Source organism: Pseudomonas migulae (genome assembly GCF_024169315.1).
Lineage (GTDB): Bacteria > Pseudomonadota > Gammaproteobacteria > Pseudomonadales > Pseudomonadaceae > Aquipseudomonas > Aquipseudomonas migulae_B.
Genome location: NZ_JALJWR010000001.1, coordinates 4,446,473 through 4,467,851, shown reverse-complemented (window position 1 = coordinate 4,467,851; position 21,379 = coordinate 4,446,473). Strand labels below are relative to the sequence as shown.

The following is a 21,379-nucleotide window of genomic DNA, read 5'->3' as shown; positions in this document are numbered from 1 at the left end:
ATACGCACCTCAGCTCCGGTTTCTCTCGCCTCATGCCCGCAATTACCACAGACCTGCCCGCCCTCGCCCAATCCATCAAGGACTGGGGCCGCGAGCTGGGCTTTCAGCAAGTCGGCATCAGCGGCCTGGATCTGGCCGAGCATGAGCAGCACCTGGAGCGCTGGCTTGCGGCCGGCTACCACGGCGAAATGGACTACATGGGCGCGCATGGCAGCAAACGCTCGCACCCGGAAGAACTCGTCCCCGGCACCTTGCGCGTGGTTTCCCTGCGCATGGATTACCTGCCGGGCGACACTGAAATGGCCAAGCTCCTGGCTCAACCTGAAAAAGCCTACGTCTCGCGTTATGCCTTGGGCCGCGATTACCACAAATTGATCCGTAAACGCGTGCAACAACTCGCCGATAAAATTCAGGCCGAGATCGGGCCGTTCGGCTTTCGTGCGTTCGTCGACAGTGCGCCGGTGCTGGAAAAAGCCATCGCTGAACAGGCAGGCCTTGGATGGATCGGCAAAAACACGCTGGTCTTGAATCGCAAGGCCGGCAGTTACTTCTTCCTCAGCGAACTGTTTGTCGACCTGCCGCTGCCGGTTGACCCGCCACACAGCACCGAACATTGCGGGCGCTGCACCGCGTGCCTCGACATCTGTCCGACCAACGCCTTTGTCGGTCCTTATGTGCTGGATGCCCGGCGCTGCATTTCCTACCTGACCATCGAACTGAAAAGCGCGATTCCCGAAGACTTGCGTCCATTGATCGGCAATCGGGTCTTCGGCTGCGATGACTGCCAGATCGTCTGCCCATGGAACCGCTTCGCCCGCCCGTCCGGCGAAAGCGACTTCAAGCCACGACACAACCTGGACAACGCCGAACTGGCCGAATTGTTCATGTGGGATGAGGACAAATTCCTCAGCAGCACCGAGGGCTCGCCATTACGCCGCGCCGGTTACGAGCGCTGGTTGCGCAATCTGGCGGTGGGCCTGGGGAATGCGCCGTCGAGCATTCCGGTGCTGGAAGCGTTGAAGGCGCGACGCGAGTATCCGTCGGAGCTGGTTCGCGAGCATGTGGAATGGGCGTTGAAGCAACACGCCGAACGTCAGGCTTCGTCGTTATAAACGAACTTCGGCATTTCCCAGTGGAAACGGATCGCCAGCAACCGCAGCAGGAAGCCGCCGAACAGGGTGATCAGAATTGCCTGTTCTCCCGGCACGTTCAGGTACAGACACAGCATGTAACACCACGCCGCCGCGAACGACACACTGGCGTAGAGCTCGCGGCGGAAGATCAGCGGGATGTCGTTGCAGAAGATGTCACGCAGGATGCCGCCGAATACTCCGGTGATCACGCCGCTGACCGAGGCCACCAGCATGCCGTGGCCCATTTCCAGGGCAGTCATGCAGCCGATCAGGGTGAACGCCACCAGACCTACGGCGTCGAGCACCAGAAACAGTGAGCGCAAGTGACGCATCCAGCGCGCAGCGAAGACCGTGAACATGGCGGCAATCGATGTCAGCACCAGGTATTCCGGGTGTTTGACCCACGTCAGCGGGTAGTGACCGAGCAGTACGTCACGCACCGAACCACCGCCCAACGCCGTGATGCAGGCGATCAGCACCACACCGAACCAGTCCATGCCACGACGGCCGGCGGACAGTGCGCCGGTCATGGCTTCGGCGGTAATGGCGATCAGGTAAAGCATCAGCAACATGGTGGCGGTCCTTGCAGGAAGGCGCGCAGTCTAGCCATTTAGTTCCGGCACCAAAAGAGGGCAAGAGAAAGCACTGATACCCTGTGGCGAGGGGATTTATCCCCCTTCGGCTGCGCAGCAGTCGTAAAACCATGGCCTGCGGTACGCCTGACACACCGCGGCCACCGGTTTTGGGACCGCTATGCGATCCAACGGGGATAAATCCCCTCGCCACAAAGGCCCGGCAACATCAGAACTTGATGAAATGCTTGCGGTAATGCTGCAGCTCGGCGATCGATTCGCGGATGTCGTCCAGGGCCAGGTGGGTGCTGCCTTTTTTGAAGCTGTCGCGCACGTCCGGCGCCCAGCGAGCGGCCAGTTCTTTCAGGGTCGAGACGTCGAGGTTGCGGTAGTGGAAGAAGCTTTCCAGGGATTTCATGTGCGTATAAAGGAAGCGACGGTCCTGGCAGATGCTGTTGCCACAGATCGGCGACTTGCCCTTCGGCACCCACTTCTCCAGGAAGGCAATGGTCTCGGCTTCCGCTTCGGCCATGCTGATGCGGCTGTCGCGAACGCGCTGGGTCAGGCCCGAGCCGCCGTGTTGACGGGTGTTCCACTCGTCCATGCCGGCGAGGATTTCATCGCTGTGATGGATCGCGATCACCGGCCCTTCGGCCAAAGTGTTCAGATCACTGTCGGTGACGATAGTGGCCATTTCGATGATGACGTCGGTATCAGGGTTCAGACCGGTCATTTCCAGGTCGATCCAGATCAGATTCTGCGGGTTTTGCATGTGTCGGCTCCTAGGCAATGCTGCGCAGTTTAGCCTAGGCAAGTGGCGGGGCGTGCTAAACTCGCGGCCGTTTTACCTAATCGCTGCATTCTTGATACGGAACACCCATGGCCAAACGCCAACTCAATCGTCGTCAAAACTGGCGCATCGAAAAGATTCAGGGCGAACGCGCTGCCCGCGCCGCCAAACGCGAGTCCTCGGCTGTCGAGGCACTTGAGGGTGGCGACCTGGGCCCGGAACAGACCGGCCTGGTGATCGCGCACTTCGGTGTGCAGGTCGAAGTCGAAGCGCTCGATGGCGATTTGGCCGGCCAGGTGTTCCGCTGCCACTTGCGCGCCAACCTGCCAGCGCTGGTGACCGGCGATCAGGTGGTCTGGCGTGCCGGCAACCAGGGCATCGGTGTGATCGTGGCGCAACTGCCGCGCAAGACCGAACTCTGCCGTCCGGACAGCCGTGGCCAGCTCAAGCCCGTAGCCGCCAACGTCGACATGATCGTCATCGTCTTCGCGCCGCTGCCCGAGCCTCACGCCAACCTGATCGACCGCTACCTGGTCGCGGCGGAGCACGCCGGCATTCGGCCGCTGCTGCTGCTGAACAAATTCGACCTGATCGACGAACAAAACGCCCCGGCACTGAATGCCCTGCTCGCGGTTTACCGCACGCTGGGTTATCCGGTTCTGGAAGTGTCGGCGCACCATGGCAATGGCATGGAGCAACTGCAGGAACAACTGGACGGTCGCATCAGCGTGTTCGTCGGCCAGTCCGGCGTCGGCAAGTCGTCGCTGGTCAACAGCCTGCTGCCGGAAGTCGAAACCCGCGTCGGCCCGCTGTCCGAGCTGTCCGGCCAGGGCACTCACACCACCACGACCGCGCGGTTGTTCCACTTCCCCGGTGGCGGTGAGCTGATCGACTCCCCGGGTATCCGTGAATTCGGCCTGGGCCACGTCAGCCGCGCCGACGTCGAAGCCGGCTTCATCGAGTTCAACGACCTGATCGGCACCTGCCGTTTCCGCGACTGCAAGCACGACCGCGAACCCGGTTGCGCATTGCTCAAGGCATTGGAAGAAGGCCGCGTGCAGCAGCAACGGATGAACAGCTACCGCTCGATCATCGCGAGTCTGCCGGAGAGCAGTTACTAGACCGGCACGAAACCTGTGGGAGCGGGCTTGCTCGCGAAAGCGGCATGTCAGTCAACATTGATGTTGAAGCTGATGGCCCCTTCGCGAGCAAGCTCGCTCCCACAGGGTTTAAGTGATGTCACAAAAAAGCCGCGAGATGATCGCGGCTTTTTTGTGGATCACTGCTTCGCGGGTCCGCCCGGTTTCGGCGCCGGGTCATCAAACAGATTCAAACGCTCGCGAAGCTCATGCGCCGGCAGTGGTTCTTTATCGGCCGGCAATGCGTTCGGGTCGGCTGGCGTGGCCGGCACTTCACCCGGGCCGCCCTGCCCTTGCGTCGGTTCTGGTGCCGGTTCCGCACCTTGCGAACCTTCGATGGCACGCTGGGCTCGCTTGGTCAGCACGACAATGTCGATTCGACGGTTGACCGGGTTGAGCGGGTTCTCGCGATCGAACAAGGCCGACGAGGCATAACCGACGACGCGAGCGACTTGCTGATCCGGATAACTACCCGCCACCAGCGCACGGCGTGCGGCGTTGGCACGGTTGGCCGAAAGCTCCCAGTTACCGAAATCGCCGGTGCCCGAGTACGGCTTGGCATCGGTGTGACCACTGATGCTGATCTTGTTCGGCACCGCTTTGATGGTGTCGGCCATGGCCAGCAGGATGTCTTCGAAGTACGGCTTCAGACGCGCACTGCCGGAGTCGAACATCGGGCGGTTTTCGGCGTCCACGATCTGGATGCGCAAACCGTCCGTAGTGATCTCGAACAGAATCTGGTCCTTGAACTTCTGCAGCTGCGGGTTCTCTTCGACCTTGTTCTGCAGTTCTTGCAGCAACAGCTCGAGGCGTTCCTTCTCGACCATCTCGGCCATGCCTTCGACCTGTTCGGCGTCGACAGTCACCTTGTCCGGTTGCGGCTGGGATTTCACTTCGGGGTTGAGGGTGTTTTCCGGCGCCAGGGTCGGCGTGCCGCCCAAGTCGATGATGTACGGCGTGCCGCTTTCGGAAAAGCCGACCGGGTCCTTGAAGTAACCGGCGATGGCGATCTTCTGTTCTGGCGTTGCGGTGGACAGCAGCCACAACACCAGGAAGAACGCCATCATCGCCGTCGCGAAGTCCGCGAAGGCGATTTTCCAGGAGCCCCCGTGATGCCCGCCCGCGTACTTTTTTACGCGCTTGATGATTATCGGCTGGTTGTTTTCCATGACTTAACGACCGCGAACCGCTTGTTCCAGCTCAGCGAAGCTAGGACGGTGCGCCGGGTACAGAACCTTGCGCCCGAACTCTACCGCCAGCGATGGCGGCATGCCGGAGGCCGAAGCGACCAGCGAAGCCTTGATGGCTTCGTAGACGTTCAGTTCTTCCTTGGCATCGTGACCCAGTGCGTGCGCCAGCGGACCAAAGAAACCGTAGGCCGCGAGAATACCGAAGAAGGTACCGACCAGTGCCGCACCTACGTGCAGACCGATCATTTTCTGGTCGCTTTCACCCAGCGAAGCCATGGTCACCACAATACCCAGTACCGCCGCGACGATACCGAAACCCGGCATGGCATCGGCAATGCCGTTGACCGCGTGGGAAGGGTGATCCAGGTCTTCCTTGAGGCTGGTCAGCTCCATGTCGAACAAGCCTTCAAGCTCATGGGGAGCCATGTTGCCGGAGGACATGATGCGCAAGTAATCGCAAATGTACGCGGTCATGCGCTCATCTTTCAGGACCGCCGGGTACTTGGCGAAGATCGGGCTCGCGGCGGCATCTTCGATGTCGCCTTCAATCGCCATCATGCCTTCGCGACGACTCTTGTTGAGGATCTCGTAGATCAGGCCCAGCACTTCCAGATAGAACGTGTGATTGAAGCGCGAGCTGAACATTCCCAAGGACTTCTTGAGAACGTGCATCGTCATGTAACCGGGGTTGGCCTGCAGGAATGCACCGAGGGCCGCACCACCGATGATCATCACCTCGAAGGGTTGAATCAGGGCGGCAATCTTGCCGTGGGAGAGCACGTATCCGCCGAGCACGCTCGCGAATACGACGATGATGCCGATTATTTTAGCCATAGGTAGGAGAGCACTTACTGAGTCGGGTTCAAGGTCATATTCGGAAGTTAAAAAATCTCTTCTTCTACTTATCGGCAAAACTGCGCCAGACTATAGCCAGTTCAGGCGAAAAGCCAATTTGGCCCGCTCCGGGCATAGGTAATGCAGACGGTGATCGCGTCCAACCATGGCTAACGAAACGAACGTTCCAACTCCAAAACCGACCACACTCGAAGGCTGGGTCAAGCTTCTCGATGGCGTGCGCCTGCCGGTTCCACAGGCCAGTCATGACCGGGTCTGCCACGCCATCGCCGACAATCGCAGCTCGCTGCGCGATATCGCCGAACTGATGCAGGACAGCCCCGCCCTGGCCTTGAGCGTGATTCGCGAGGCCAACCGGCACACCCACGGCAGCATGACGGAGCCTGCGGAAAACCTTGAGGTGGCGATCAATCGCCTCGGTTTGAAGCGCACCGAAGAACTGCTCGCCCGCCTGCCTGCGCAAGCGCAATCGGACATTCCCGTGGCCCTGCGCCAGTTGCAGATGATCAGCCAGCACGCGACGCAACAGGCCAACGGTTTTTTCGCCGCTCGCCTGGCGCGCCTGTGGCAGGACATCCACTGGGGCAGCCTGTTGTTTCTTTCGCCGCTGTGGCCCATGGCGTTGACCCATCCGCAGTTACTCGAAGAATGGGAGCTGCGGGTCATCCATAAAGGCGAGCCGGCGCGCAACGTCGAGAAACAATTGTTCGGCGTCCGTCTGCTCGACATCTGCCAGACACTGGTGGAGATCTGGCACCTGCCGAACTGGGTGCAGCAAGGTTACAAGCTGTTGCTCAACGAGCAGCGGGAACTGGTGAAAGTCCTGCGTATTGCCCGCGACAGCGATCATCCATTGCGCCAGCAGAACCGTCTTGATGACGATCCAACGCTGCGCCGCTGGCTCAATCAACCGGCCAATACCGTGTTGCTGGCCAACGGTCTGGCGCTGTCGGCGCAACAGGCCTGGGACAGTCCACACAGCGAGCGCTGGCAGTACCTGACCAGCCTTTACCTGCAAATGCCGATGGACGAGGTGCAGCAGCAATTGCACCAGCAGGCCGCCAACAGTGCGCGCCAACACGCCATGCCGGACCTCTGGCACCCCGCCGTTGCGCTGCTCTGGCCGTGGGGCATGAACCGCGTTCACGCTGGTTTGCTGCCCGCCCCGGCGCCGACCGCCGAAGACCTGGCCAAGTGGCGCAAACAATGCGCCGAGCTGCTGGTAGAGCCGAGTCGTTTCACCAATGCCATGCACTTGACCAACTCCGCCCGCGATGCGCTGGTCGCGTGTGGCATGCGCCGGGTGATGATCCTGATGGCCGACCGCACGCACGCCAATCTGCGCGTGCATCAGATTGCCGGGTTGCCGAAGGAAACGGCTGGGCTGAATTTTCTGACGAGCCAGAGCACGGTGCTGCAACGCCTGCTGTCGCAACAGGCCCAGGTGCGCCTGACACCGGCCAACAACGCGCAATTTTCGGCGCTGCTGCCGGCCGGCCTGCGTTCGCAGTTCGGTGGCGAACACCTGCTGTTGCGCTCGCTGGTCAACAACGGCCGCGTAATCATGATCGTGGTGGCGGATCAGGGCGGCGGGCCATTCTCTGAAATCACCGTGCAGGCCTTTGGCAAAACCGCGCAGTGCATCGAGAAAGCCCTGCACAGCTTTAGCCATCGCGGCCAATGACCCGCTACAATCCCCCCCTTTGTGCTCTGGAGACCTCACATGTCTGACTTCTCTGGCTTGCCGCTGGTGATCGAGCCGAGCGACTTGCTCCCTCGCCTCGACGCCCGCGATCTGATTCTGGTGGACCTGACCCGCAGTGCCCGCTATGCCGAAGGGCATATTCCCGGTGCGCGTTTTGTCGATCCGAAACGTACGCAACTCGGCCAACCGCCGGCGCCAGGCCTGATGCCGCCGCACGCGGCACTCGAAACGTTGTTCGGCGAACTGGGCCACAACCCCGATGCGGTCTACGTCGTGTATGACGACGAAGGCGGCGGTTGGGCCGGGCGCTTTATCTGGCTGCTGGACGTCATCGGCCACAGCAAATACCACTATGTCGACGGTGGCCTGACGGCGTGGCTGGCAGAAGGCTCGCCCATGTCGATCCAGATCCCGCCCGCGGCCGGCGGCCCGGTTGCACTGACCCTGCACGACGAACCCACCGCCACCCGCGAGTACCTGCAAAGCCGTCTCGGCGCCGCCGACCTGGCGATCTGGGACGCGCGCGGGCCGCTGGAATACTCCGGCGAGAAAGTCCTCGCAGCCAAGGGCGGACACATTCCCGGCGCGGTCAATTTCGAATGGACCGCGGGCATGGACCGCACGCGCAACCTGCGCATCCGCACGGACATGCCGCAGATCCTCGAACAACTCGGGATCAGCAAAGACAAAGAAGTGATTACCCACTGCCAGACTCACCACCGTTCTGGCTTCACCTATCTGGTGGCCAAGTCCCTCGGTTATCCGCGGGTCAAAGGCTACGCCGGCTCCTGGGGCGAATGGGGCAACCATCCCGATACGCCTGTAGAGATTTAAGGTTTTTAAGGACAGTTAATGAATAAGCGTTTGTTTATCCTCAGCCAATACCTGCTGCCCCACCACTTGCTCTCGCGACTGGCCGGCTGCATCGCCGAATGCCGTGTGCGCTGGTTCAAGAATGCGTTCACCGCGTGGTTCGCCAAGCGTTATCAGGTGGACATGTCCCAGGCCCTGGTCGAAGACCTGACCGCCTACGAGCACTTCAACGCGTTTTTCACGCGTGCATTGAAAGACGGCGCTCGTCCGCTGGACGAAACCCCTGGCGCGATCCTCAGCCCGGCCGACGGCGCCGTCAGCCAGCTCGGCCCGATCGAGCACGGTCGCGTTTTCCAGGCCAAGGGCCACAGTTTCAGCGTACTGGAGTTGCTCGGCGGTGACGCGGCCAACGCAGCGCCGTTCATGGGCGGTGATTTCGCGACGATTTACCTGTCGCCGAAGGACTACCACCGCGTGCACATGCCGCTGGCCGGCACATTGCGCGAGATGGTCTACATTCCGGGGCGAATTTTCTCGGTCAACCAGACCACCGCAGAAAACGTTCCGGAACTGTTCGCCCGCAACGAGCGTGTGGCGTGCATTTTCGACACCGAGCGCGGGCCGATGGCCGTGGTGCTGGTGGGCGCGATGATCGTCGCATCGATCGAAACCGTTTGGGCCGGTTTGGTGACACCACCGAAGCGCGAACTGAAAACCTTCCGCTACGACGAAGCGGCTCGTGCGCCGATCCATTTGGAGAAAGGTGCAGAACTGGGTCGCTTCAAGCTGGGTTCGACGGCTGTCGTGCTGTTCGGGCCTGATCAAGTGAAGTGGGCTGAAGAACTGGCGGCCGGTTCGCCGGTGCAGATGGGCCAGGGTATGGGCCTGCCAAAAGCCTGATCCCCTGATCCGAACCCCACGAACGTCTTCGTGGGGTCGGACATTTCGGTGGTGCCGTTACTCTATCTGTCCACGGAAGCCGATCGGCCCTTCGTTGGCGTAGGTATTGGTGCCACTGAGGTTTTTCCCTCCATCACTGGAGGTCACGCTCAACGCGACAACGTTCTGATTGTCCCGGCCTCCGATGACCCATTTGCCACCCGGATGCCATGGAGCGTCATTGCCGCCCCACTGGTTTTCAACGTTGTACTGGTTCTGGCCCGTGCGCTGAGCCTTGAAGCCAATGGGACCTTCACCCGCGTACGTCATGGTGCCGGTGAAACTCTTGCCGCCATCGCTCGACTTGATCTCGATCGCGACAACCTTCTGGTTGTCCCGCGCGCCTAGCGTCCAGTCTCCGCCCGGATGCCAGGGTGCAGAACTACCGCCCCATTGATTTGCCACTACGTATCTAGACATAAACTTCATCTCCTTGAAGTTAAGAGAGACCTGCCCGGCATAGGCAGCAGGCCGTACGACCGTGCGTATCCAGTCGCACGTCTGTCAGATTAGTAGCACGCCCGAACCTCACTCGACTGACAGACAAACGGTCGCCGACAAGAACTGCTACAGTCAGGTCATTCACTGCCCATTTTCCCGGTTGGAGTTTGTTCACGGCATGAATGAGACCAGTCCTCACCTTCTGCTACGCGCCCCGATTCCTGCGCAGTTGCGCCTGTCGTTCTGCGAAGCCACCCCGCGCGACCTCAAGCGCTGGATCGCCGATCTGCCCAAGGCCAACATCGGCGAAACCGCTCGCCAGCTCTATCAAGGCTTGAGCGAACTGAACCAACTGCTGACACCCAGCGACAATCGCCTGCAATTACTCGAGTTACTGCGGCCCGAGGTGTATTACGTCTGCAAGCACCTGGAGCGGCATTTCCTGTACCAGTCGATTGTCCTCGACGAGCGTTCGCGCAAGATCGCCAACCTCTGCCAGGCGCTGCAAAGTCATTTGGCGATTGGCTATAAACAGATCGTCATGCGCGTCTCGCCGCGCTTCAGCAAGGACCGCGCACCGCTGCTGGCCCAGGCATTGCAGCGAGCGATCCATGGCCTCAACGGACCACTGATCCGCGCGACCGAGCTCTATTGCCCGGTGCCGGAAGGCGTGTGGCTGGAACTGCATCAGCTGTATCGGATTGCCTGTTCCCATCGGCTCCAGCACCTGAGCCTGCGCGACGAACTGGCCAGCCAGACGCAAACCCTGAGCATCGAACAGACGTACGTGGTCGCCCTGCTGCTGGGCGCCGCACGCTGCAATCAACTGCGCCAGAACCAGATCGCGCGACTCGCCGAAGTGCTGGAACCGTGGAGCAAACTGATCAAGCTGCAACCGGAACACCCGGCTGACGGACTGTTCGCCGTCGCGCCGGAGCTCGACATCGGGCCGCGTTACCGATCGAAATTCCGGCCCGAGCAGCAGGAGCGTTTGCTGGGGTTCGATGCGCAACCACTGGTCGCCGCCATTGAAGCCCATCTGCAAAAAACCGACAGTCCGGTGCCACTGCCCGTGCCGGCAGGACTCAATCTGGACACGCTGCAACACCTGAATGCCGCCTGGGGCCAAGCGGTCGAGCGCAGTTTCCAGCGCACGGCCAGCCAAGGCACCTTGACCTTGTGCGTAGGCATGAGCGCGCTGCACTTCTATCTGGGTGGCCAACGCCCGTTCAGCGAGATCCTGAAACATCCCGGGGCCGGCCGCGCCCAGTTCGCGGCGACTTCACCCTCCGCCCGGGAAAAAGATCAATGGCACCATGCCTTCGACGCGGCACCACAGGGCACCGCCGACACGCTGCTGCCCTACGAAGAAATCGAATACCCGCAACTTCAGAACGACGACAGTCACGAAGCCTCCGACCGCAACCGTCACTTTCCGACCTACGCCTTGCCGGTGATCAATCACAGTCCGGGCGGTTATTGCCTGGCCTGGCCCGGCGAGGTGCCGGCCGAGCTACAGGCGGGCGAGATGGTCGGCATCGAAGATACGGCGGGGTCGGGCTGGAGCATCGCGGTAGTGCGCTGGATCCGCCAGGTTCGCGGCGGCGGCACGCAAATGGGCATTGAGCAGGTCGCGCCCTACGCCGAGCCTTGCGGCCTGCAACTGGTGCGCACCCGTGACGACCACAGCCACTATTTGCGAGGCTTGCTTTTGCCTGCCATCAGCGCGATAGACCTGCCGGCCACCCTGCTCGCCCCGCGATTGCCCTTTGAGGAAGGCAACAAGGTGATGATCAACACCAACGGCGAGGAACGCCGGGCCGGACTGGATCGACGGGTGGCGAGTACCAACAGTTTTAATCAGTTTGCCTATCGTTCGCTGGAGGTCGCCAGAAACGAAAACGCCGCAGGGAGCGGCGTGGTCGGAAACGAGGAGGAGTTTGATTCGTTGTGGAAGACGCTTTGAGTGCCTGACGTTAAATCGGTGGTGACGCCTTCGCGGGCAAGCCTCGCTCCTACAGAGGTTCGCGATCACCTGTGGGAGCGAGGCTTGCCCGCGAAGAGGCCCGATCAGGCAGCCGAGATTTCAGAGCTGCCCGTCACGATCCCGAAAGCCCAACAGGTACAGCACGCCATCCAGCCCCAGCGTTGAAATTGCCTGCTTCGCCGACTGCTTGACCAGCGGCTTGGCACGGAATGCCACACCCAGCCCGGCAATCGCCAGCATCGGCAAGTCGTTGGCGCCGTCGCCGACCGCAATGGTCTGCTCCAGACGCAAACCTTCCTTGTGCGCCAGCTCCTTCAGCAGATCCGCCTTGCGCTGCGCATCGACGATCGGCTCGACCGCTACGCCGGTGACCTTGCCATCAACCACTTCCAGCTCGTTGGCGAACACGTAGTCGATGCCCAGCTTGGCCTGCAATTGCTTGGCGAAGTAAGTGAAGCCACCCGACAGAATCGCGGTCTTGTAGCCCAGACGCTTGAGTTCGGCGAACAGGGTTTCAGCGCCTTCGGTCAGGCGCAGGGAGGCGCCGATCGAATCCAGCACGCTGACGTCCAGACCTTTGAGCAAAGCCAGACGCTCCTTGAAGCTGGCGCGGAAGTCGAGCTCACCGGCCATCGCCCGCTCGGTGATTTCCGAAACCTGGTCGCCGACGCCCGCGGCCTTGGCCAATTCGTCGATGACTTCGGCTTCGATCAGTGTCGAGTCCATGTCGAACACCGCGAGACGACGGTTGCGGCGGAACAGCGAATCTTCCTGGAAGGCGATGTCGACGTTCAATTCCTGGGCGACGCTGAGGAATTCGGCCCGCAGCGCTTGCGGATCCGCCGCTTCGCCACGCACCGAAAACTCGATGCAGCCCTTGCCCTTGTCAGCCGGCGTGTCCAGCGGCATGCGCCCGGACAGACGATCGATGTGGTCGATGTTCAGGCCATATTTGGCGGTGATCGAGCTCACGGCCTGCAATTGCCCGGCGGTCACTTTGCGGGTCAACAGCGTCACGATGTGGCGCTTTTTGCCCTGATTGCCGACCCATTGCTGGTAATCCTCTTCGGACACCGGCGTGAAACGCACCTGCTGGTCGAGCTTGTAGGCCGTGAACAGAATGTCCTTGAGCACCGACTTGCCTTGCTCGGTGTCAGGAATTTCAACCAGGATGCCGAACGACAGGGTGTCGTGAATCACCGCCTGACCGATGTCGAGAATGTTCACACCACCCTGGGCCAGAACGCCGGTAATGGCCGCAGTCAGACCCGGTCGGTCGACTCCCGTGATGTTTATCAGGACGATTTCGCGCAAGGCGCACCCCCGCAGGTGGAAAAAAACCGCATTCTACCCACTTTCAGTGACCATCGGGCACCGTGAGCGCTTTGCCGGTCTAGGGCCTGTCGCTATACTGCGCGTCAACTTCACGGACAAAAGAGCCGAGCTCAAGTGAACCGGCCCACGCCAGTAAAAACCGACAACTTCTTTCTGCTGATCTTCCGTGCACTGCGCCACCGCCGTGTACCGATTGCATTGCGCATCGCCAGCCATAACGTGATCCTGGTCGCTCTGGCCCTGGTGATCTACGCCTGCGTGATGGGTTTGCAGTTCAAGCAGGCCATGCACGAGCAGGCGGATGCGCTGGGCGAAAGCCTGACCACGCAGACCGCTACGTCCGCCACGGAGCTGCTGGTGTCCAACGACATCCTCAGCCTCAACGTGCTGCTCAACAACCTGACCAAGAACAAGCTGGTGGCCCACGCCGCCATCTACAGCGTGGATAACCGCATCCTCGCCGAAGCCGGTCAGCGCCCCAAGCACAGCCTGTTGGGCGAAGCCGAGGGCATGTATCAGAGCAAGATCACCTTCCAGGACGTGACTGCCGGGCAACTGCGCATCAGCCTGGACATGGATCAGTTCCAGCAGCCGATGACCATCAGCCTGCAAAGCATGGGCATTCTGAGTGCGATTCTGCTGGCCCTGTCCCTGGCCTTGAGCCTGCGCCTGGGTCGGCACATCTCCACGCCGCTGCTGCAATTGCGGGTGTGGCTGCGCAATATCGACGAATACACCCCGGGCACTGATCGTCAGGACGAAATCGGCGACCTGGCTCGCCAGCTGCACGCCAACTTCGCGCCGGAACCGGCCGAACCCGAGCCTGAGCCGGAACCCGAATACGACGAAAGCGATTACGAAGACGCCGACGACAGCGAGCCGTCCTTCGAGGTACGCAATCTGCGCGACCCGAGCTTCGATGAAACCAAGCCTGTTGCAGGCCTCAAACCTGCGCCACGGCACATCGTCAGCACCGTTGAAGATGACGACGACGATGATGCGTTTGCCGATCTGCGTGACGAGTCGGTAGCGAGCGCACCGAAGCCGGTGGTCAAACCGCAGGTATCGAACGTGCCGCAGCACAGCGCGGTGCTGGCCGTGCAACTGGGGGCCCAGGATCAGCTGCGTCGCCTGCCGCGCGCGCGCCTGGAAGAATTGTTGAAACGCTATCGCGACTGCCTCGACCAGGCCGCATCGCTCTATGAGGGCGAACTGCATAGCCTGAACGATGGCAGCACGCTGATGGTGTTCCACACCGAAGACAGCGGCGACGACTACCTGACCAACGCCATTTGCTGCGGCGAGTTGCTGCGGGCGCTGGGCCATCAGTTGCAGATCGAAGTCGCGGACAGCGGCATTACCCTGCAATTGCAGCTGGGCCTGACTTTGGGCGACGAGTTGTTTGGCTTGAGCCAGATTGACCTGCTGCTGACCGAAACCGCCCAGGACGCCCTGGCCCTGTCGCAACACAGCCGCAACCTGCTGCTGGTGGAGCGCAAGATCAGCGACGACGCGCTGATTCGCCAGCGTGCGCGGATCCGTCCGATTGCCAGTCCTGAAGGCGCGTGCTGTGTAGAGCGGTTGATGGAGCCTTATCCGTCGATGCTGGAGCGGCAACTGGCGCGGATGCATGAGCGCCGGGCGTAAGCCTTAGGTCCTGATGTGAAGAAGCCCGCAGACGAGTGATCGTCTGCGGGCTTTTTTGTTGCCTGTGCTGACGCCTTCGCGGGCAAGCCTCGCTCCTACGGGTATTATCGCGCGAACCACTCGCCCCCCCCTGTAGGAGCGAGGCTTGCCCGCGAAGAGGCCGGAACAGCCAATGGAGATCCTACCCGCAAAAACAACAAAGCCCGCACATGGCGGGCTTTGCTTTGGATCAATCCAGGCTTAGAACCTGAACACTTCCATATCAGTGCGGATCGGCGAAGCCATCGGAATCTTCGGCTGCTTTTCCTGTTCCGCCGCCGGTGCCGCAGGCTTGGCAGCCGGCTTTTTCGGCGCTTCGGCAATCGGTGGCTGGTTAGCCAATGGCTTCAGCGCGGTCGACAGCTGTTCGGCGAGTTTCTGCAACAACACACCTTGTGCCTGAACCTGCGCGGCCGTGCCGCCAGCGTGTTGTTCCTGCAAATGAATGATGCGGTTATCGCGAACCTGACCGCGACGGTCGATCAAACGCCATTGCGCATCAAGGATCGCCGGTTGCGACTTACCCGAGTCCAGACGCGTGATGGTCAGCAGCACCTGGACGTCCGGCGTGAAGCCTAGGGTCGCAGGCGCCAGCACCACGCGCTGACTGTCCAGATGCCCCGCTACCTGACGCAGCAACAGCTGATCGATATCGGAAGACAGGCTACCCGCCCAACGACCATCGGTCGAAGCCTGCAGGCTGCCATCCGGCTGACGCTGCAGCAATGTTTCACGTTGCAGGTAGTCGGCAACCGTTACGGGGCCGAGCAATACCGCCATGCCCGCGCTTTGCGCAGGCTGAGCCGGACTTCCGCTGTCCAGCTGATACAGCGACACCGGTTGGTGAGTGCTGCAGCCCGCCAGGCCAAGAACGCCGGCGAGCATCAAAATAAAAGGAAGGCGCAGAGCAGTCATCGTCCCATCCAGGTGGTTGCCACAAGGCTCACCACAGTGAAAATACTCAATAAATATGAAGAACGCTCGGCCACGCCGGCGCTTGGAAAGGCCATATCATCCGTGAATATGCGTTCCGACTCCAGCGGCAAAGCGTCGATCTACGCGTTAAATCGTAGATCGAGCGCTCTAGGACGCTTAATTGAGGTTTTCGACGAGCAGTGCATCTACCCTCTGGAAGCCCCGTGGAAGTTTGTTACCACGACGCCCACGCTCACCTTTGTAGTGTTCGAGGTCGTCCGCTTTCAGTGACAAGGTACGTTTTCCGGCCTGTAGCACCAGGGTGGCACCTTCCGGCAACACAGCGATGTCCGTGACATATTCTTCGCGACTGGCCACGCGTTCACCGGAAATCCCGATGATCTTGTTGCCTTTGCCCTTACCTAATTGTGGCAGATCGCTGATTTTGAAGATCAGCAGGCGACCTTCGGTGGTCACCGAGGCCAGCCAGTTGTTCTCACGATCAGCTACCGGGCGCGGCAGAATGACCTTCGAGTTGTTCGGCAAGCTCAGCAGCGCTTTACCCGCCTTGTTCTTGGCCTGGAAGTCCTCACCCTTGACCACGAAACCGTAACCGGCGTCGGAAGCGATCACGTACAGCGAATCGTCTTCCGGCATCAGCACGCATTCAAACGTCGCGCCGGGCGGCGGTGTCAGACGACCGGTCAACGGTTCGCCCTGGCCACGGGCCGATGGCAATGTGTGCGAGGCCACCGAATAGCTGCGACCGGTGGAGTCGATAAACACTGCAAACTGGTTGGAGCGGCCGGGCGCCAGGGCCTTGAAACCGTCCCCGGCCTTGTACGAAAGCCCGGTCGCGTCGATTTCATGCCCCTTGGCGGAGCGAACCCAGCCTTTTTCCGACAGCACGACCGTTACTTTTTCGTTCGGCAGCAGATCGTGTTCGGTCAGGGCCTTGGCTTCGGTGCGCTCGACGATCGGCGAACGACGGTCGTCGCCGTAGGTTTCGGCGTCTTTGATCAGCTCGGTGCGCACCAGTTTTTTCAACTTGGCTTCGCTGCCCAGCAGGGCTTGCAGCTTGGCTTGTTCCTTGAGCAGTTCATCCTGCTCGGAGCGCAGCTTCATTTCTTCCAGTCGCGCCAACTGACGCAAACGGGTGTCGAGAATGTACTCGGCCTGGATTTCGCTCAGGGCGAAACGCGCAATCAGGGCGGCTTTCGGGTGCTCCTCGGTGCGGATGATGTGGATCACTTCATCCAGGTTGAGGTAGGCAATCAACAAACCGTCCAACAGGTGCAGGCGACGCTCGACCTTGTCGAGGCGGAATTGCAGGCGACGACGCACGGTCTGTACGCGGAACTCCAGCCACTCGACCAGCAGCGCACGCAGGTTTTTCAGCTGCGGCTTGCCGTCCAGGCCGATGATGTTGATGTTGACGCGGTAGCTCGACTCCAGCTCGGTGCTGGCGAACAGGTGCTGCATCAGCGCGTCGTGGTCAAAATTCTTGCGTGCACCCGGAATGATCACGATCCGGCACGGGTTTTCGTGATCGGATTCGTCGCGCAGGTCAGCGATCTGTGGAGCCTTGGACGGCTTGGCCTGCATCATGGCCGCGATCTGTTCCAGCACCTTGGCACCGGACACCTGATGTGGCAGCGCGGTGACGATGATGTCGCCGTCTTCGATGTGGTACACGGCGCGCATGCGCACCGAGCCCTTGCCGGTTTCGTACATCTTCAGCAGGTCGGCGCGCGGAGTGATGATTTCCGCTTCGGTCGGGTAATCCGGGCCCTGGATGTGTTCGCAGAGCTGTTCGACCGTGGCTTTCGGCTCATCGAGCAAACGCACGCACGCCGTCGCGACTTCCCGCAGGTTGTGCGGCGGTACGTCGGTGGCCATGCCCACGGCGATGCCGGTGGTGCCGTTGAGCAGGATGTTCGGCAAACGTGCCGGCAACACCAGCGGTTCGTCGAGGGTGCCGTCGAAGTTCGGGCCCCAGTCCGCCGTGCCCTGGCCCAGTTCGCTGAGCAGCACTTCGGAATAACGCGACAGCCGCGCTTCGGTGTAACGCATGGCGGCGAAGGACTTGGGATCATCCGGCGCACCCCAGTTACCCTGACCGTCGACCAGCGTGTAGCGGTAGCTGAACGGCTGGGCCATCAGGACCATGGCTTCGTAGCACGCTGAATCGCCGTGCGGGTGGAACTTGCCGAGCACGTCACCGACGGTACGCGCCGATTTCTTGTGCTTGGAATCGGCGTCCAGCCCCAACTCGCTCATCGCATAGATGATGCGCCGCTGTACCGGTTTCAGGCCGTCGCCGATATGCGGCAAGGCACGGTCCATGATCACGTACATGGAGTAGTTGAGGTAGGCATTTTCGGTGAAGTCAGCCAGTGACCGGCGTTCTACACCGTCCAGGCTGAGATCAAGGGAGTCGCTCATGCGGGCCTCATCGGTTCGTTGTCTGGCGCAGCAGCATGGTGCCACCGCGCTGGGTAAATTCAAGTTTGTTCAGCGCGCTCATACCGAGCAGCACTTGCTTGCCATCCAGGCCTGGCACGACGATGGCGCGCACATCACGCAGCACGATGTCGCCCAGTTGCAGCCGGTCGACACGGGTTCGATAACCCTCGGTACGACCGTTGGCGGTGCTCAGGGTCACCCCAAAGCCTTCTTCAAGTTTCAGCCGTTCGGCCATTTCTGCCGGGATCGCCACATCGGTTGCCCCGGTATCCAGCATGAAATCCACCGGCTGGCCGTTGATCTGGCCGCTGGCGACGAAGTGCCCCTGGGTGTTGCTGGCCAGTTTCACTTCGATAAAACCTTCGCCCTGTTCCGAGCTGACGACCACATTGGGATTTTGCTGACGCGCCTCCCATTGGCCGAAAAACCGCGTCGCCAGAAACAGCGCCGCGCACCAGGCCAGCACCATGAACACGCGACCGGCGCGTTTGCCTGGCGTCTGCGGGGTCATGGCTTGGCGCTCCAGCCACCTTCAGGCGCGGCGAAGCGCCAGACGATCGGGCGGTACTCGCCATCGGCACGGGCACCGTCGTTGTTGTCGATGCCGACCCAGGCGCCCTCGGCGTCGACGATCAGCGCTTCCGTCAGGCCATATCCCTGTGGATAACGGCGGTTCTTCTGCAACGCCTCGTCGGCAAACGACCAGCAACGCTCGACCTTGGCCGTCACTGCGTCACGGCGGCAAATCTCGAACGCATTGCGCTCAAGGGTAAACAGCTTGCCGTTGAACAAGGACAGATCGGCAAAATCCCGCGACACCGCTCTGGCCTTGGGAAATTTCGCCGGCTGCATTTCCATCCCGGCTTCGCTCAGTAACACGCAGCCGCCGTCGCAATCCCAGACCGTCTGCTGGCGCTTGATCAACAGCAGGCCACGGCGTTCACGCTCGGCGGCCAGCCACAACTGATCGCCGGCCGGGTTGATCGCCAGGCCTTCGAACAGCGCATTGAAATGCAGCAGCATGCCACTGGCCCTGGCCTCGCGAACCAGCATCGGCGAGATCTTCAGCCAGGCCGTCGGCCCAACGAGCGGCACTTGCAGCACCGCAGCGTGGGACTCGCTGACGATGTAGCGATTGCCGGCGCTGTCGCAGGTGATGCCTTCGAAGTCCAGGTCTCCGCCGCGCACGAAAGAGGCTGCCCAGGCCCGCGAACGCAGGCCCCAGGGCAAACCGCTGTCCGGCACAGGCGGCACACCGATGCGCACGGTTTCAGCCTGCCAGACCGTGTCGCGGGTCTCGAGTCGGTAGATCTGATCGTCGTCGCGATCAGAAATCGTCCACAAGCCCTTGCCACACTGGGCCAACCCCGACAGGTTGCCGCCGCGCATGCCCTCGACGGGATGCTCGGACAACAGGCGCAACTCCGGTGCCGGTTCGGCAAACGCCGAAACGGAAGTCAGGAGTAACGCACACGCCAGGGCAAAGCCAACCCGCATCAGCCAAGAACCTCGGCCAGGTTGCCTTTGGATTCGAGCCAGGATTTACGATCGCCGGCGCGTTTCTTCGCCAGCAACATGTCCATCATTTCCGAAGTCGCTTCGAAATCGTCCAGGGTCAGCTGCACCAGGCGCCGGGTGTTCGGGTCCATGGTGGTTTCACGCAGTTGCGGCGGGTTCATTTCACCCAGACCTTTGAATCGGGTGACCTGCGGCTTGCCGCGTTTTTTCTCGGCCACCAGACGGTCGAGAATGCCGTCACGTTCAGCCTCGTCCAACGCGTAGTAAATCTCTTTGCCGAGGTCGATACGGTACAGCGGCGGCATGGCGACGTAGACGTGACCGGCATCCACCAACGGGCGGAAATGCTGGACGAACAGCGCACACAGCAGCGTGGCGATGTGCAGACCGTCGGAGTCGGCGTCGGCGAGGATGCAGATCTTGCCGTAACGCAGCTGGCTCATGTCCGCCGCACCCGGATCGACACCGATCGCCACGGCAATGTTGTGCACTTCCTGGCTGGCCAGCACTTCGCTGCCGTCGACTTCCCAGGTGTTCAGGATCTTGCCGCGCAACGGCAGGATGGCTTGAAACTCTTTGTCCCGCGCTTGTTTGGCGGAACCACCGGCGGAGTCACCTTCCACCAGGAACAGCTCGGAACGCATCGGATCCTGCCCGGCACAGTCGGCGAGTTTGCCTGGCAGTGCCGGCCCCGCCGTAATGCGCTTGCGCTCGACCTTCTTGCTGGCCTTCAGGCGACGGCCGGCGTTGTTGATCGCCAGTTCCGCCAGGAGCATGCCGGTTTCCGGGTGCGCGTTGAGCCACAGGCTGAACGCGTCCTTGACCACGCCCGACACGAATGCCGCGGCTTCGCGGGACGACAGGCGTTCCTTGGTCTGGCCAGAGAATTGCGGCTCCTGCATCTTCATCGACAGGACGAAGGCGATGCGTTCCCAGACGTCTTCCGGCGCCAGCTTTACGCCGCGCGGCAGCAGGCTGCGGAATTCACAGAACTCGCGCATGGCATCGAGCAGGCCCTGACGCAAACCGTTGACGTGGGTACCGCCCTGGGCCGTCGGGATCAGGTTGACGTAGCTTTCCTGCACGCTGTCGCCACCTTCCGGCAACCACAGCAGCGCCCAGTCGACCGCTTCCTTGTTACCGGCCAGGCTGCCGCAGAACGGCTCGTCCGGAAGGCGTTCGAATTCGCTGACCGCGTCTACCAGGTAGGAGCGCAGACCGTCTTCATAATGCCATTCGACTTTCTCGCCGGTGGCCTTGTCTTCAAAACTGACCAGCAGCCCCGGGCACAGAACGGCCTTGGCCTTGAGCACATGCTTGAGGCGGCTGATGGAGAATTTCGGTGAATCGAAGTACTTCGGGTCCGGCGCAAAGAACACGCTGGTGCCGGTGTTGCGCTTGCCGACGGTGCCGACCACTTCCAGCTCGGTTTTCTTGTAACCGTCGCCGAACGTCATCTGGTATTCGTTGCCGTCGCGCTTCACGCGCACCCGGACTTCGGTCGACAAGGCGTTGACCACGGAAATACCCACCCCGTGCAGACCGCCGGAGAACTGGTAGTTCTTGTTGGAAAACTTGCCGCCCGCGTGGAGTTTGGTGAGGATCAGCTCGACGCCGGACACACCCTCTTCCGGGTGGATATCCACCGGCATGCCTCGGCCGTCATCGCTGACTTCCAGGGAGTGGTCGGCGTGCAGGATGACCTGCACCGACGTCGCGTGCCCGGCCAAGGCTTCGTCGACGCTGTTGTCGATGACTTCCTGGGCGAGGTGGTTCGGCCGACTGGTGTCGGTGTACATGCCGGGGCGTTTACGCACCGGGTCGAGGCCCGAGAGGACTTCGATGGCGTCTGCGTTATAAGAGCTAGCGCTGGGAGTGGCCATGGGGTCTCGTCG

Annotated in this window: 18 protein-coding genes; 7 read left to right on the top strand and 11 right to left on the bottom strand. The window is 61.3% G+C overall.

What is annotated here, in order from left to right:
• Positions 1-32 precede the first annotated feature (32 nt).
• Positions 33-1,112, top strand: coding sequence for a tRNA epoxyqueuosine(34) reductase QueG (gene queG, locus J2Y86_RS20510; protein WP_253435532.1), 1,080 nt, complete (start codon positions 33-35; stop codon positions 1,110-1,112).
• On the opposite strand, the gene J2Y86_RS20505 is transcribed toward queG, so the two are convergent.
• Together J2Y86_RS20505 and orn are read right to left on the bottom strand one after the other, a co-directional pair.
• Positions 1,094-1,705, bottom strand: a complete 612-nt coding sequence (locus J2Y86_RS20505; RefSeq protein ID WP_017336246.1) for a trimeric intracellular cation channel family protein — start codon at positions 1,703-1,705, stop codon at positions 1,094-1,096. The two genes, queG and J2Y86_RS20505, sit on opposite strands and share 19 nt — an antisense overlap.
• Before the next feature lie 229 nt (positions 1,706-1,934).
• Positions 1,935-2,477: an oligoribonuclease gene (orn, locus tag J2Y86_RS20500; RefSeq protein WP_008035288.1), complete on the bottom strand. Its 543-nt coding sequence runs from the start codon at positions 2,475-2,477 to the stop codon at positions 1,935-1,937.
• A gap of 107 nt (positions 2,478-2,584) precedes the next feature.
• Here orn and rsgA point away from each other — a divergent pair, with 107 nt between their 5' ends.
• A complete protein-coding gene (gene rsgA / locus J2Y86_RS20495; RefSeq protein ID WP_150632404.1) occupies positions 2,585-3,616 on the top strand; it encodes a small ribosomal subunit biogenesis GTPase RsgA in 1,032 nt (343 codons plus the stop codon).
• A 158-nt stretch (positions 3,617-3,774) separates the two neighbouring features.
• On the opposite strand, the gene motB is transcribed toward rsgA, so the two are convergent.
• Together motB and motA are read right to left on the bottom strand one after the other, a co-directional pair.
• The gene (gene motB, locus J2Y86_RS20485; protein ID WP_253435528.1) at positions 3,775-4,803 is read right to left on the bottom strand and encodes a flagellar motor protein MotB; all 1,029 of its coding nucleotides are present in this window, start codon (positions 4,801-4,803) and stop codon (positions 3,775-3,777) included.
• 3 nt (positions 4,804-4,806) lie between these two features.
• The gene (gene motA / locus J2Y86_RS20480; RefSeq protein WP_253435525.1) at positions 4,807-5,658 is read right to left on the bottom strand and encodes a flagellar motor stator protein MotA; all 852 of its coding nucleotides are present in this window, start codon (positions 5,656-5,658) and stop codon (positions 4,807-4,809) included.
• A gap of 166 nt (positions 5,659-5,824) precedes the next feature.
• Here motA and J2Y86_RS20475 point away from each other — a divergent pair, with 166 nt between their 5' ends.
• From J2Y86_RS20475 to asd, 3 genes are read left to right on the top strand one after another with little or no spacing between them, the layout of a single operon-like run.
• Positions 5,825-7,363 (top strand): HDOD domain-containing protein, encoded by a 1,539-nt coding sequence (locus J2Y86_RS20475; protein ID WP_253435521.1) that lies wholly within the window; start codon positions 5,825-5,827, stop codon positions 7,361-7,363.
• Between the two features lie 39 nt (positions 7,364-7,402).
• Positions 7,403-8,218: a rhodanese-like domain-containing protein gene (locus J2Y86_RS20470; RefSeq protein WP_253435518.1), complete on the top strand. Its 816-nt coding sequence runs from the start codon at positions 7,403-7,405 to the stop codon at positions 8,216-8,218.
• Positions 8,219-8,236: 18 nt separating this feature from the next.
• Positions 8,237-9,097, top strand: a complete 861-nt coding sequence (asd, locus tag J2Y86_RS20465) for an archaetidylserine decarboxylase (protein ID WP_027922000.1) — start codon at positions 8,237-8,239, stop codon at positions 9,095-9,097.
• Between the two features lie 57 nt (positions 9,098-9,154).
• Here asd and J2Y86_RS20460 read toward each other — a convergent pair whose 3' ends face one another.
• Positions 9,155-9,556 carry a lectin OAA family protein gene (locus J2Y86_RS20460; RefSeq protein ID WP_031318316.1) on the bottom strand — a complete coding sequence of 134 codons (402 nt, stop codon included), beginning with the start codon at positions 9,554-9,556 and terminating at the stop codon, positions 9,155-9,157.
• Positions 9,557-9,755: 199 nt separating this feature from the next.
• Between J2Y86_RS20460 and J2Y86_RS20455 the strand changes: the two genes are divergently transcribed.
• Positions 9,756-11,543, top strand: a complete 1,788-nt coding sequence (locus tag J2Y86_RS20455) for a molecular chaperone (protein ID WP_253435515.1) — start codon at positions 9,756-9,758, stop codon at positions 11,541-11,543.
• A 120-nt stretch (positions 11,544-11,663) separates the two neighbouring features.
• Here J2Y86_RS20455 and serB read toward each other — a convergent pair whose 3' ends face one another.
• Positions 11,664-12,878 (bottom strand): phosphoserine phosphatase SerB, encoded by a 1,215-nt coding sequence (serB, locus tag J2Y86_RS20450; protein ID WP_214380401.1) that lies wholly within the window; start codon positions 12,876-12,878, stop codon positions 11,664-11,666.
• Positions 12,879-13,013: 135 nt separating this feature from the next.
• On the opposite strand from serB, the gene J2Y86_RS20445 reads away from it, so the two are divergent.
• Entirely contained in the window at positions 13,014-14,546 is a 1,533-nt protein-coding gene (locus J2Y86_RS20445; protein WP_253435511.1) for an AhpA/YtjB family protein, read from the top strand.
• A gap of 240 nt (positions 14,547-14,786) precedes the next feature.
• Here the strand turns inward: J2Y86_RS20445 and J2Y86_RS20440 are convergent, their stop codons facing one another.
• The 5 genes from J2Y86_RS20440 to parE all read right to left on the bottom strand — a co-directional run bounded on the left by J2Y86_RS20440 (position 14,787) and on the right by parE (position 21,367).
• Complete coding sequence (locus tag J2Y86_RS20440; RefSeq protein WP_253435508.1) at positions 14,787-15,500, bottom strand: PqiC family protein; 714 nt, start codon at positions 15,498-15,500, stop codon at positions 14,787-14,789.
• 177 nt (positions 15,501-15,677) lie between these two features.
• The gene (gene parC, locus J2Y86_RS20435) at positions 15,678-17,945 is read right to left on the bottom strand and encodes a DNA topoisomerase IV subunit A (protein WP_214380398.1); all 2,268 of its coding nucleotides are present in this window, start codon (positions 17,943-17,945) and stop codon (positions 15,678-15,680) included.
• Between the two features lie 7 nt (positions 17,946-17,952).
• Complete coding sequence (locus J2Y86_RS20430; RefSeq protein WP_253435505.1) at positions 17,953-18,477, bottom strand: retropepsin-like aspartic protease family protein; 525 nt, start codon at positions 18,475-18,477, stop codon at positions 17,953-17,955.
• Positions 18,474-19,463, bottom strand: a complete 990-nt coding sequence (locus tag J2Y86_RS20425; RefSeq protein ID WP_253435502.1) for an esterase-like activity of phytase family protein — start codon at positions 19,461-19,463, stop codon at positions 18,474-18,476. The genes J2Y86_RS20430 and J2Y86_RS20425 overlap by 4 nt, the downstream gene beginning before the upstream one ends.
• Complete coding sequence (parE, locus tag J2Y86_RS20420) at positions 19,463-21,367, bottom strand: DNA topoisomerase IV subunit B (RefSeq protein ID WP_253435498.1); 1,905 nt, start codon at positions 21,365-21,367, stop codon at positions 19,463-19,465. Before parE ends, J2Y86_RS20425 begins: the two co-directional genes overlap by 1 nt.
• Positions 21,368-21,379: the final 12 nt, after the last annotated feature.